9 protein-coding genes are annotated in these 12848 nt (G+C 54.3%); 3 read left to right on the forward strand and 6 right to left on the reverse strand.

Annotated features, from left to right (window positions below; all coding sequences use genetic code 11):
- Window positions 1-57 precede the first annotated feature (57 nt).
- From ACFE33_RS00810 to ACFE33_RS00825, 4 genes are read right to left on the reverse strand one after another with little or no spacing between them, the layout of a single operon-like run.
- Window positions 58-1134 (reverse strand): branched-chain amino acid ABC transporter permease, encoded by a 1077-nt coding sequence (locus ACFE33_RS00810; RefSeq protein WP_380055610.1) that lies wholly within the window; start codon window positions 1132-1134, stop codon window positions 58-60.
- Between the two features lie 47 nt (window positions 1135-1181).
- The gene (locus tag ACFE33_RS00815) at window positions 1182-2168 is read right to left on the reverse strand and encodes a branched-chain amino acid ABC transporter permease (protein ID WP_380055613.1); all 987 of its coding nucleotides are present in this window, start codon (window positions 2166-2168) and stop codon (window positions 1182-1184) included.
- Between the two features lie 35 nt (window positions 2169-2203).
- Entirely contained in the window at window positions 2204-3022 is an 819-nt protein-coding gene (locus ACFE33_RS00820; RefSeq protein WP_380055616.1) for an ABC transporter ATP-binding protein, read from the reverse strand.
- Window positions 3019-4959 (reverse strand): AMP-binding protein, encoded by a 1941-nt coding sequence (locus ACFE33_RS00825; RefSeq protein WP_380058619.1) that lies wholly within the window; start codon window positions 4957-4959, stop codon window positions 3019-3021. Before ACFE33_RS00825 ends, ACFE33_RS00820 begins: the two co-directional genes overlap by 4 nt.
- 229 nt (window positions 4960-5188) lie before the next feature.
- Here ACFE33_RS00825 and ACFE33_RS00830 point away from each other — a divergent pair, with 229 nt between their 5' ends.
- Together ACFE33_RS00830 and ACFE33_RS00835 are read left to right on the forward strand one after the other, a co-directional pair.
- A complete protein-coding gene (locus tag ACFE33_RS00830) occupies window positions 5189-7111 on the forward strand; it encodes a PAS-domain containing protein (protein WP_380055619.1) in 1923 nt (640 codons plus the stop codon).
- A complete protein-coding gene (locus ACFE33_RS00835; RefSeq protein ID WP_380055622.1) occupies window positions 7108-7809 on the forward strand; it encodes a response regulator transcription factor in 702 nt (233 codons plus the stop codon). Before ACFE33_RS00830 ends, ACFE33_RS00835 begins: the two co-directional genes overlap by 4 nt.
- Here ACFE33_RS00835 and ACFE33_RS00840 read toward each other — a convergent pair.
- Entirely contained in the window at window positions 7806-8672 is an 867-nt protein-coding gene (locus tag ACFE33_RS00840) for a LysR family transcriptional regulator (protein ID WP_380055625.1), read from the reverse strand. The two genes, ACFE33_RS00835 and ACFE33_RS00840, sit on opposite strands and share 4 nt — an antisense overlap.
- Window positions 8673-8819: 147 nt before the next feature.
- Entirely contained in the window at window positions 8820-11597 is a 2778-nt protein-coding gene (gene fdhF / locus ACFE33_RS00845; RefSeq protein ID WP_380055628.1) for a formate dehydrogenase subunit alpha, read from the reverse strand.
- 200 nt (window positions 11598-11797) lie between these two features.
- Here fdhF and ACFE33_RS00850 point away from each other — a divergent pair, with 200 nt between their 5' ends.
- Window positions 11798-12838: a saccharopine dehydrogenase gene (locus ACFE33_RS00850; protein WP_380055631.1), complete on the forward strand. Its 1041-nt coding sequence runs from the start codon at window positions 11798-11800 to the stop codon at window positions 12836-12838.
- Window positions 12839-12848: the final 10 nt, after the last annotated feature.

The raw sequence follows: 12848 nt of genomic DNA on the forward strand, positions 1-12848 counted from the left end.
TAGGATACAATGTTCGAATATGCCGAGGTTGATCCCCGATCATTTTGCGCCGCCCCGCTAGTGCGGGAAGGGCCACAATCTTAGTTTTTCCTTCGCCACTCGCCATAGCTGTGCAAGGCCGTGTGGCTCGGCAATCAAGAAGCCAATAATAAGCGCCCCGACGATCACCAGCTCGAAGTGCGCCGCGATATCGGTTGGCCATCCCAGTCCTCCAACAAGGATGTTCTTGAGCAATACAGGCATAAGAACCATGAAGGCCGCGCCCGCAAAACTTCCGAAAATACTTCCAAGGCCGCCGATGATGATCATAAACAGCACAAGGAAACTTTTGTTGATACCAAAGGCCTCGCCCACTTCGACCGACCCAAGATAAACCGCAAAGAACAAGGCACCTGAAATCCCGACAAAGAACGAGCTCACTGCAAAAGCCGTCAGCTTGGCGCGCAGCGGATTTACCCCGATGATCTCGGCGGCGATATCCATGTCGCGGATCGCCATCCATGTGCGCCCTGTCGTTCCACGCGTAAGGTTGCGCGCAAGCCAAGCACAGGCGGTCACGAAGATCAGGCAGACCAGATATTTGGCCCAAGCGTCTGTATTTGCGCCCGTCACTTCGATGCCAAAAACTGTACGCTCTGGTGCGGAAATCTGACCCGAGGCTGAATAGTTGTAGAACCACGGCACCTTGTTAAAGAGCCAAACGAGGAAGAACTGCGCCGCGAGGGTTGCAACCGCAAGGTAGAACCCTTTGATCCGCAAACTGGGCAAGCCAAAGATCACGCCAACGATAGCTGTGATACCCCCCGCCAGCACAACGTGGATCAGGATTGAAACCTCTGGAAATGCGGTCATCAGCTTGTAACAAGCATAGGCCCCCACCGCCATAAAACCGCCAGTACCAAGGCTCACCTGCCCCGCATAACCCACAAGGATATTCAGCCCAAGCGCGGCAATTGCATAGATCAGGAACGGCACGAAAACGGCGCTGGCCCAGTAGTCGTTGATGAAAAATGGCACCACAAGGAACGCCACAAACATCACAGCATAGTAACCAATACGATCGAACTTGATCGGAAAAGTCTGGTTGTCTTCGGTGTAGGTGGTTTTGAAATCGCCGGCTTCACGGTACAGCATCAGAAACCTCCTTGTGATCTAGTTAGGGTATAATAGAGACACATAACTCACACCCTCTCGATGATTTTTTCGCCAAACAGGCCCTGTGGACGGAATACAAGGAACACCAGCGCAAGCACGTAAGCGAACCAGTTCTCTGTCGCGCCACCGACCATCGGACCAATCGAGAATTCAAAGAGCTTTTCTCCGACCCCGATAATCAAGCCACCGACAATCGCGCCAGGAATGGACGTGAACCCACCGAGCATCAGCACCGGAAGCGCTTTGAGCGCAATCAGCGAGAGCGAGAACTGAACGCCAGATTTAGCGCCCCACATCATTCCCGCAACAAGCGCAACAAAACCGGCAATCGACCAAACGAGGATCCAGATAAACCGAAGCGAAATGCCAACCGAAAGCGCCGCTTGGTGGTCATCGGCAACGGCCCTCAATGCGCGCCCCTGCTTGGAGTATTGCGAAAAGATCGTGAGGCTTGCGACAAGAAGCGCAGCAATGACCGTCGCGACGATATCGAGCCTGTCGATAAAGAAGCCATAGCCAAACCAGTTATAGGTCGCCTCGTCGATCGTTTCCGAGATCCCCTGCGGAAGGCCGACATCAAGCGTTTTGATCTCGGAACCCCACATCAAATCGCCCACGCCCTCCATGAAGTACGCAAGGCCAATCGTTGCCATGAACAGAATGATATCTGGCTGATTAACAAGATGCCGAAGCACAAACCTCTCGACCAGTATTGCCAGCCCGACCATGACGAAACCCGTCAAGATAATCGCGATAATCGCTGGAACGTGCCATCCAAAGTGGTGGATTTCAGTGCCAAACACGGCATTAATCAAATGCGCAAACGGCACCTGACCGTTCATAATCCCAACGAGCGTAAGCGCCGCAAACAGAGCCATCACGCCCTGCGCATAGTTAAACACGCCTGACGCTTTGAAGATCAGAACAAAGCCCAATGCCACAAGCGCATAGAGAACCCCCGCCATCAGACCATTCATCATGGCTTCGGCCGCCCAAAGAAGTTGTTCAGGCATCACGCACCTCCGTCAGAATTTTCCGGCTGTTGAAGTTAGTCATGAGCCACTCCCAAATATGCGTCGATCACTTCTTGGTTGTTGCGAACTTCATCAGGGGTGCCGTCACCGATCTTCTTGCCGTAATCCATCACGACAACCCGATCCGACAGGTCCATAACGACCCCCATGTCGTGCTCGATCAACGCGATTGTCGTTCCGAACTCGTCGTTCACATCGAGAATAAAACGGCTCATGTCCTCTTTTTCTTCGACGTTCATACCGGCCATTGGCTCATCCAAAAGCAGGAGCTTAGGTTCAGCGGCCAGAGCACGGGCAAGTTCAACCCGTTTCTTAAGGCCATAAGGCAAGCGGCCAACTGGCGTTTTGCGGATGTTCTGAATCTCAAGAAAGTCGATGATCTCCTCGACCTTCTCGCGGTTCGCGACTTCTTCTTTCTCCGCAGCACCCCACCAAAGCGCCTGACGAAAAATTCCCGGTTTCATATGGGTAAGGCGCCCAGTCATCACGTTATCCAGAACGCTCATTCCCTCGAAAAGGGCGATGTTCTGAAATGTGCGTGCGATGCCCATGTTGGCGACTTTATATGGGCGCATCTGAGGGCGTTTTTCGCCACGGAATAGGACGTCGCCCTCTTGCGGATTGTAAAAGCCCGAAATGACGTTGAGCATACTCGACTTACCCGCACCGTTCGGGCCGATGATTGCGCGAATTTCACCTTCGCGGATGTCAAAGCTGATGTTTTCAATCGCGACCACGCCACCAAAGCGCAGAGTGATGTTCTTCATCTCCATCATGACGCCACCGATGTGACGCCCGTCAGGGGTTGTGTATCCTTCGGTCATGTCTTTCATTCTGCGGCCACCTTTGCACTTGTGGGCTGCACATCCACATCCAGTATTTTCAGCGTCGCACTGATCGCGCCCTTGCGACCATCTTCGTAAGTCACTTCGGTGCGCGTAAAGATTTCGTCCGAACCATCGTAAAGCGCCGTGATCAAATCGTTGAATTTCTCTTCGACGATCCGACGGCGAACTTTGCGTGTGCGCGTCATTTCACCGTCATCCGCATCAAGCTCTTTGTGCAGGACAAGGAAACGATGAATTTGACACCCCGAGAGCATCTCATCTTCGGCAACGCTTCTGTTCACTTCGGTCACGTGGGCGCGAATAGTCTCTAATACTTGGGGATGCCCCGCCAATTCCTGATAGGACGCATACGCAATGTTGTTGCGCTCGGCCCAGTTCCCGACAGCCGTCAGATCAATATTGATGAACGCAGTGCACATTTCGCGCCCCGCACCAAAGACCACCGCCTCAAGGATGTTTGGATAGAACTTCAGCTTGTTCTCAACGAACTTTGGCGCAAACATTGCTCCGCTGGCCATTTTCCCAACATCTTTGGCGCGATCAATAATCCGCAAATGCCCTGACTTGGTTTCGATAAAGCCAGCATCGCCCGTCGCGACCCATCCTTCGGCATCTTTGGTATCGGCGGTGCTTTCTGGATTATTCAGATACTCAACGAAAACACCGGGTGAGCGATAGAAAACTTCTCCTGAATCCGCGATCCGAATTTCCACGCCGGGGCTCGGGACGCCCACAGTATCGTTGCGCACTTCGCCGTCTGGCTGCTGGGTGATGAAAACGCTGGCCTCTGTCTGGCCATAGAGTTGTTTCAAGTTGATCCCAAGAGAGCGATAAAACTCGAAAATCTCGGGGCCGATTGCCTCGCCAGCAGTATAACCGACCCTAACGCGGCTAAATCCGAGCGTATTCTTCAGCGGACCATAGATCAGAAAATTACCCAGTCCGTATTTGAACTTATCAAGCGCGCTCACTTCTTTCCCATCAAGAATTGAGGGGCCTACTCGTTTGGCCAGCGCCATACACGTGTGGAAAAGCCACTGCTTGAACTTACCTGCGTCCTCCATGCGGATCATGACATTGGTAAGCTGGGTTTCAAAAATTCGAGGCGGTGCAAAATAGTAAGTAGGCCCTATTTCTCGCAAATCCGTCATCATGGTTTCGGGGCTCTCTGGGCAATTTACGCAGAAACCCGTCCAGAAAGCCTGTCCAATCGAGAAAATAAAGTCCCCGACCCACGCCATCGGCAAATATGCCAGCACTTCGTCATCAACGGTCAGATTGTCGAACTCGGACGACGCTTTGGAGCTTTCGATGATATTCCGGTTCGAGAGTACCACGCCCTTTGGCTTACCCGTAGTGCCGGATGTATATAGCATGACACAGGTGCTGTCGTAATTGAGCTCGGCGGTGCGCTTTTCAAGCTCGCGCTTCAGTTCATCATATGCGGCACGCCCCTGCTCCATCACATGAGAGAACGCATGGAGCCGTTTATGATCGTATTTCCGCAAACCGCGCGGATCGAGATAGATCATGTGCTCGAATTTCGTCAGGCCCTCTTGGATTTCTATGACCTTGTCGACTTGTTCCTGATCGCCCGTGATCGCCATGCGCGCGCCGCAGTGCTCTAGAACATAGGCCATTTCTTCGGCATTGGCGTCATTGTAAAGCGGGACGGGGATTGCACCCACTGACTGGACTGCAACCATCGACCAGTAAAGACTGGGACGGTTGCGCCCGATGATCGCGATGAAATCGCCGCGATTGATCCCTAAGTTTAGCAAACCTAATGCCAACGCCTCGACGTTCTCGGCGACATCGGCCCAAGTCAGGGTCTGCCAGATGCCGAATTCCTTTTCGCGGAATGCGGGGCTGCTAGCATATGTTTTGGCATTCCGCGCCAGAAGCGCTGGAATAGACTGCATTTGCGCAGCGGCCGTGTCGGTCGCTGAATTCCGGTTAACCAACTCATTTCCTCCCTGCCGTCAGCTCCCCCCGACGGCCACAATCGCCTCTACGATTCTTTTCTTCGCTATAGCGTGGCTCTTTTTGGCTACGGGTCAATTTTTTCCTGACTATTTCCGAATTCTTTCGAATTGTAACAGGCCTTCGTTTTGGCTTTCCGAGAGCGATTTCGCCTGATAGCTATAGGGTATGCTGCAATCGAAATCCTCAACTGCGCGATATACTCAGGCCGGTTTGAACCTTATTCAACAGGCCCTTTCGATCTATGATGCTGATCTGAAACTGGTGGTTTGCAACACGCGCTTTCAAGAGATGTTCTCGCTCCCAGAGCGATTGGTTACTGCGGGTGCCGATTTTGAGGATACAATTCTCTACCTAACCGAACGCGAAGAATATGGCCAAGTTGAGGACATCCAAAGCTTCGTCAAAGAGCGCGTCGACGTCGCCCGCGCATTTGAGCCGCACTATATCGAACGAACCCGCCCCAATGGCGACGTTGTCTCGATCGAAGGCGCGCCACTCCCCCAAGGTGGCTGGGTTGCCGTCTATACCGACATCACCCCGATCAAGCGACAAGAAGCCCTCCTAAGAGCGCGCTCAGAAACGCTGTCGGATCAGGTCCTTAGCCATTCAGAGGAACTGGCATCTACCAACCGAGAGCTTGCCGCAACCATCACGGCGCTGGAGCAGGCCAAACGCGAATTGACCGAAATAGAGGCTCGAACCCGCCTCACAACCGAGATGATGCCCGCCCACATCGCGCACCTCGATCCCGATGGGCGCTATACATATTCCAACCGTCGACTGTCCTCGGTGATGCCGGGACGGCCGAACGAAATTCGCGGCTTGCATATGCGTGAGGCGCTTGGCGAGGAAGCGTTCCAGAAAACCGAGCCATACTTGCTACAGGCCCTGAATGGACAAGCATCGGTTTTTGAGTTCACAGACATCCTATCCTCTAGGCGGATTAGGGTCGCATTTACGCCTGACATACGCGATGAAACGATCACGGGCGTGTATATCCTTTCGATGGACATCACAGAAGAGGCCCAAGCCCGCGCAGCCCTTTCGCAAACTCACAAGAAAGAACTCGCCGCCAAGATGACATCAGGTTTGGCGCATGATTTCGCGAACCTTCTGACAATCATTATGGGGATGCAGGCAAAGTTATCCCGCATGCCACTCCCCAATGGAGCACAGGAACTCGTTGCCGCAACCCAAGGTGCGGCGCGCCGTGGTGGTGTTCTGTTGGATAAAATCGGTAAGATTTCTGGCCCGCGGCCACTTCACCCCGCGCCCTGCGATGTGCCCGCGCTCCTCCGAGATCTCGAAGTTCTGGCCACTCCAAGCCTGCCTGACGATGTACAGTTGGTCATAAGCCATTCAGGGCTGATCGACCCGATTATGCTGGACGCCGGCTCGCTTCAAGACTCGCTCCTTAACCTGATACTGAACGCACGCGATGCAATTGGTGATACGCGTGGTTCGATCAATATCACGGCCCGCTCGGAAAAGAACACATGGCTGGAAATCCAGATAACAGACACCGGCGGAGGTTTCTCAGAAGAAGCGCTTTCACGCGGGTTAGACCCGTTTTTTACCACCAAGGGCGGCGAAGGATCGGGACTTGGTCTCTCGATGGTCTATGATCTGACCAAGCTCTCTGGCGGACAAGTTTCGCTTGCGAATACGGACCATGGCGCAGAAGTCACAATCCGCCTGCCCCTGCGCCCCGTCCCAGAGGTGCCAAGTCCAACGCTCGTTTTGCTCGTCGAAGATTCACCCGAGATTCGCTCTTCGGTTCGGGACATGCTGATGGTGCACAAACATACGGTCATTGAGGCCGAAACCGCCGCAGAGGCGCTCGAACTTGCTAGCCTTTCGGGTATCGGTATGGTCCTCTCGGATATATCGCTGCGCGGAACCGAAACCGGTATTGATCTTATGGATGGACTTGAACGGAATGGAATGGAGGCACCAAGCTTCCTAATGACGTCCTTGCCGCCAAGTGACCCACTCCACCAACTGGCCGCTTCGCGCTATCCCGTACTGCAAAAGCCCTTCAATAGTGCCACATTGGCTGCGTTTTTGGCCTCCAAGGAAACGAAATGACCAAACCTCTCGTGACAATTCTGGATGATGAACCAGAGATCCGGCAAATGCTTGCGGACGCATTGAATGACGCGGGATATCGCACCGCAACTTTCGCGCGTGCAACGGAGTTCGAGGCGTCGCTAAAGACAACATCACCTGAGGTTTGCCTTGTCGATCTTGGGCTTCCCGACAAAGACGGACTGGCGCTAGTGCATCGGCTGGCACTCGAAAGCGGCGCTTCGATCATCATCATTTCCGGTCGCGCACAGGTTCAGGACCGCGTTACGGGGCTTGAGCTAGGGGCCGACGATTACATCATCAAACCTTTCGCCCCTTCAGAGGTGGTAGCGCGGGTACGCGCGCGGATGCGGCACGTCAAACCCGTTGGAAAACCTTCAGAAACAGCGCATTTCTCTGGCTGGAGCGCCCATTTCGATAGCTATATCCTCAAAGATTCGAGCGGCACCGAAACGCCATTTTCACACGCCGAAGGAGAGGTTTTGAGGATGTTCCTGAACAGTCCAAAGCGGCTGATTTCACGCGCGCAAATGCAAGAAAACCTCGGCGGGACTGCGGGTGAAAGCTTTGATCGCGCAATGGACGTGCGCATTTCTCGCCTTCGGACAAAGTTGCGCGAAGACCCGAAAAACCCGCAACTTATCAAAACGATCTACGGAGCGGGGTATATTTTCCTTGGCGATGTTACTTGGGACTAGACCTCAAACTCTGCGCGGTGTTCGCGAAAATAAGCAACGAGTAGCTCCCTAAAGGCAACAACTTTGGCGTTGCTCCAGAGGTCGCGATGCGCCACGGTCCAAATATCCTGAAATGGTTCAGGCGGTATACGCGTTGCCATCACAAGACCAGCGGATCGCCCCAAAAACAGAGGCAGCCGCGCAACGCCAAGCCCTGCGCGCGCAGCATCAACAAGCGCCGAGAGATCATCAAATGCGAGCCTAACGCGCCCTAAAGGGTACTGAGTAGGTGCCGTAGGGTTTGGCGATGATCCAGTCGAAAAGCCAAGCCACTCGATATGCTTATGCGGATCGGCCTCGATGCGCGCATTCACTTCGGCCGTGGAAAACGCTGCAATATGTTGTCCCGTAAGTCGCCGCCCCATCAGCGTATCACCGGGGGAATTACTTACGCGAACGGCAAGGTCGGCTTCGCGCAAGTTGAGGTTCAGAACCTCGTCACTCGCGAGAATAGAGAGATTTACCTTCGGGTGCGCGACCAAGAATTGATCCAGAACGCCTGCAAGTGCTCCGACGAGCAACTTGGGCACCGTCACCTTTAGATCACCGGAAAGCTCGGCATCTCGCCCCGCGACCTTTAGGCGAAATTCGGACTCCGACATCTCCATTTGCTCAGCAAAGCTCGCGGCCTCACGGCCTGCATGTGTGGGGACATACCCGTATGACAACCGATCAAACATGCGGACGCCATACCGCTCTTCGGCATGCGCGATCCTGCGTGAAACGGTCGTGTAATTCACGCCAAGATGTTGGGCAGCAGAAGTGAGCGATCCATGACGCACCATGTATAAAACCGTGCGTAGGTCATCCCAGTCATTTCTCATTGTCCTCGCTCCGCGTTTCTCAAAATTCAACTAAGGTGCTTGCACCAAACTGCTACTAATACGTAGCAATTCGCGAGTTCTGTCGCTTTAGACACGCTTTTTGAGCAGAATCCAAGTCGGACTCAGTCAAATTGTCGCGAGGATTTTCTACTCGGCCGCGATTTCTTGCGCCTTTTCAACGCGCACGGCGGCGAATTTAAATTCAGGAATTTTTCCGTAAGGATCAATCGCAGGGTTGGTCAGGATATTTGCCGCCGCTTCGACAAACGCAAATGGCAAAAACACCATATCTTCGGCAACCGCGCGGTCTGCTCGGGCCATAAGCTGCACGGTTCCGCGTCGCGTGGTAAGTTGCACAAATTCGCCCGCTTCTACGCCCAGCGCCCGCAACGTCTTGGGGTGAAGCGAACAGTTTGCCTCTGGCTCCACGGCATCCAAAACCACGCTTCGCCGCGTCATCGAACCTGTATGCCAATGCTCAAGTTGCCGTCCCGTCGTCAATATCATTGGATACTCCGCATCGGGGGCTTCATCGGGGGCGATAACTTCGGCGGGTGTAAAGCGCGCACGGAGGTTGTCGCGGGGGAAACCATCGCCAAACACGATCGCCTGCCCTGCGTCACTTGGCGAGAGGCTCGGATATGTCACGGCATTCTCGGTCTCAAGTCGATCCCAAGTGATATTCGCGAGGCTTTCCATATTAAGCGCCATTTCCGCGAACACTTGTTTTGGATGGGTATAGGTCCAATTCAGGCCCAAACGCTTGGCGAGTTCAACTTCGATCCACCAGTCTTCTCTGGCTTCACCGGGAGGTGAAACGGCTGGTCGTCCCATTTGAACCTGCCGATTGGTATTGGTCACGGTTCCGGTTTTCTCTGCAAATGCGCTCGCGGGAAGGATGACATCGGCATAGTTCGCGGTTTCGGTAACGAATATGTCCTGAACCACAAGGTGCTCAAGCTTGGCCAGCGCTTCGCGCGCATGTGCAACGTCCGGATCGGACATCGCGGGATTTTCCCCAAGGATATACATCCCGCGCGTGTTGCCCGCATGGATATCATCAATGATCTCGGTGACAGTTAGGCCTTTCTCGGCGCTGAAATCGCCACTTTCCCATACTTTGGTAAACGCAGAGCGCACGCCATCGTCCGTGACGCTCTGATAATCGGGCAAAAACATTGGGATTAGACCCGCATCCGATGCGCCCTGCACATTATTTTGGCCACGCAACGGATGTAGCCCCGCGCCTGATTTACCAACGTTGCCAGTCATCAGAGCGAGCGAGATAAGACACCGAGAGTTATCCGTACCGTGGATATGCTGGCTTACCCCCATTCCCCAGAAAATCATGCCCGCCTTACCATTGGCAAAGCACCTCGCAACCTCGCGCAGCGTCTGCGCGTCAATGCCACAGATTTCTGCCATATCCTCGGGCTTAAATCCGGCGAGGTGGGTTTTCTGCGCTTCCCAATTTTCGGTCATATCGGCCACATAGGACGCGTCGAAAAGCTCTTCCTCGACGATAACGTTCATAAGCGCATTCAACAGCGACACGTCCGTTCCGGGCCGGAATTGTAACATGTGCGTTGCGAAACGGCTTAGGGCCTGACCACGCGGATCCATGACGATAAGCTTGCCGCCGCGCTTAACGAACTGCTTGAAATAGGTCGCCGCGACAGGGTGATTTTCTGCGGGATTGCAACCAATAACGATCGCGACATCCGCGTTCTCGATTTCATTAAATGTCGCCGTTACCGCGCCAGAGCCCACATTCTCCATCAATGCCGCAACCGAGGACGCGTGGCACAGCCGTGTACAGTGGTCGACGTTGTTATGGCCAAATCCCTGACGGATCATTTTCTGAAACAGATAGGCTTCTTCGTTGGTACACTTCGCACTACCAAATCCGGCAACGGATTTACCGCCATGTTCATCACGCAACTTTGCCAACCCTTGCGCAGCAACATCAAGCGCCTCGCCCCATGATGCTTCGCGGAAATGCGTAAACGGGTTCGCAGGATCGACGTCCAACGCCTTGCTTGGCGCGTCCGAGCGGCGAATAAGGGGTTTGGTCAGGCGGTGCGCATGGTGGATGTAATCGAACCCAAACCGCCCCTTTACACACAAACGCCCCTCGTTGGCTGGCCCGTCCAACCCTTCGACAAATTTTACGCGCCCGTCTTTGACCTTAAGCGAAACCTGACAACCCACGCCACAGAACGGGCAAACGCTTGCGACCTCATCATCATAATCAGCGGAATCGCCGACCTGCGCATCGTCCAGAACAGTTGCGGGCATTAGCGCGCCCGTCGGACATGCCTGAACACATTCACCACAGGCAACACAGGTGCTATCCCCCATCGGATCGGCCAGATCAAAGGTCGGATAGGCATCATGGCCACGTCCCGACATGCCGATCACGTCATTTACCTGCACATCCCGACAGGCCCGCACACAAAGACCGCATTGAATGCACGCATCAAGATTAACGTTCATCGCAACATGCGAACTATCCAGAAGCGGAACGCGTTGCTTTTCAAGCTTGGGAAAGCGGCTCTCGGTTACGTCTTGCGCTGCGGCTTGTTCCCAGAAATCGGATGATTTGTCATGGGCGATATCTTGGGCGGGCTGATCGGCAACCAGCAGTTCCATAACCATTTTACGCGCCTTCTCTGCGCGCGGGTTTGCGGTGGTTACTTCCATGCCGTCTTGTGGTTTGCGAATACAACTCGCGGCCAAAACACGCTCTCCGGCGATTTCAACCATACAGGCGCGGCAGTTCCCGTCGGGCGCGTAACCCTTCGCAGGCTTATGGCAGAGATGCGGAATATCGACACCCTCGCGGGCGGCAACGGACCAGATTGTTTCGCCTTCTTGCGCCTCTACTTGGCGGCCATCCAGTTTGAATTTGATCGTGTCCGGCATCTGCGTTCTCCTCGTTGGGCCAAGTCTACTATACACGATGCCCCCATTGCCCGTGCTTTCTGCGACGCGTCCCAGATTTTTGCGTCATTTTTCACGCCGAAACGAACCGCCTGACGCGAACAGGAAACTCCGCGACATAAAAGTGCGATTGCCCCGCTGCGCATCTTCCCATAATTGTGAGCCCAAAGAAGGATATAACCATGACACATCTCTGGGTACGCGCGGAGCAGCGCGAGAACGAAGAACGCGTGGGCCTGACGCCCGAAGGCGCCGCCAAACTCCGCGCCGAAGGTATTCGCGTAACCGTCGAGGAAAGCTCGGTCCGTGCAATTCCGCTACAAGGGTATATCGATGCGGGCTGTGAAATCGCTCCTGAAAATAGCTGGCCCACGGCACCTTCCGATGCGATCATCTTTGGCCTCAAAGAACTGCCCGAGGATGGAACGCCACTTACGCATAAACACATCATGTTCGGCCATGCATTCAAAGGGCAGCCATCTGGCCGCGTTTTGCTGGATCGCTTTAACGCGGGCGGCGGAACGCTCTATGATCTTGAGTATCTCGTGGATACCGATGGGCGGCGTGTTGCGGCATTTGGATATTGGGCGGGATTCGCTGGAGCAGCAGTAAGCCTGAAGTGTTGGGCGGCTCAGCAACGAAATGAGATTTGCGGACCCGTTGGCGTCTATTCAGGAAAAGATGCACTTGTCGCCGAATTAGAGACTGAACTGGCAAGCCTAGACCGCCCGACAGCGATCGTGATCGGTGCGCTCGGTCGGGTAGGAACCGGGTCCTCGGACCTCTGCGAGGCATTGGGCGTTTCGGTGACCAAATGGGATATGGCCGAGACCGCTTCGGGAGGACCATTCCCCGAAGTCCTTCAACACAGCATTTTCCTGAACTGTATTTTGGCACGCCCCGGAACGCCGGTATTTGTTCCGGCTTCTGCAACTTCGGCCAAACGCGAACTTACAGTTATCGGTGACATCGCCTGTGATCCCGACAGCGATTTCTCTCCGATCAAAATCTATGACCGCACAACCACTTGGGAAGAGCCCGCGCTTCGCGTCGCAACTGATCCCGTCCTCGATGTAACGGCGATCGACAACCTTCCCTCGATGCTTCCAGTGGAAAGCTCGCAGGATTACGCAGAACAACTTTTGCCTTCGCTTTTGACCCTAACTAACCTGAACTCAGGCGTATGGGCGCGTGCTGAAGCCACTTTCAACGAACACAAATAGGAGCAACTTC

Source organism: Falsihalocynthiibacter sp. SS001 (genome assembly GCF_042445055.1).
GTDB lineage: Bacteria > Pseudomonadota > Alphaproteobacteria > Rhodobacterales > Rhodobacteraceae > Falsihalocynthiibacter.

What these genes read in the sequence shown, in the direction of transcription:
- ACFE33_RS00810 (WP_380055610.1), bottom strand. Translation starts at nt 1,134, where the DNA reads ATGCTGTACCGTGAAGCCGGCGATTTCAAAACCACCTACACCGAAGAC.
- ACFE33_RS00815 (WP_380055613.1), bottom strand. Translation starts at nt 2,168, where the DNA reads ATGCCTGAACAACTTCTTTGGGCGGCCGAAGCCATGATGAATGGTCTG.
- ACFE33_RS00820 (WP_380055616.1), bottom strand. Translation starts at nt 3,022, where the DNA reads ATGAAAGACATGACCGAAGGATACACAACCCCTGACGGGCGTCACATC.
- ACFE33_RS00825 (WP_380058619.1), bottom strand. Translation starts at nt 4,959, where the DNA reads ATGCAGTCTATTCCAGCGCTTCTGGCGCGGAATGCCAAAACATATGCT.
- ACFE33_RS00830 (WP_380055619.1), top strand. Translation starts at nt 5,189, where the DNA reads ATGCTGCAATCGAAATCCTCAACTGCGCGATATACTCAGGCCGGTTTG.
- ACFE33_RS00835 (WP_380055622.1), top strand. Translation starts at nt 7,108, where the DNA reads ATGACCAAACCTCTCGTGACAATTCTGGATGATGAACCAGAGATCCGG.
- ACFE33_RS00840 (WP_380055625.1), bottom strand. Translation starts at nt 8,672, where the DNA reads ATGAGAAATGACTGGGATGACCTACGCACGGTTTTATACATGGTGCGT.
- fdhF (WP_380055628.1), bottom strand. Translation starts at nt 11,597, where the DNA reads ATGCCGGACACGATCAAATTCAAACTGGATGGCCGCCAAGTAGAGGCG.
- ACFE33_RS00850 (WP_380055631.1), top strand. Translation starts at nt 11,798, where the DNA reads ATGACACATCTCTGGGTACGCGCGGAGCAGCGCGAGAACGAAGAACGC.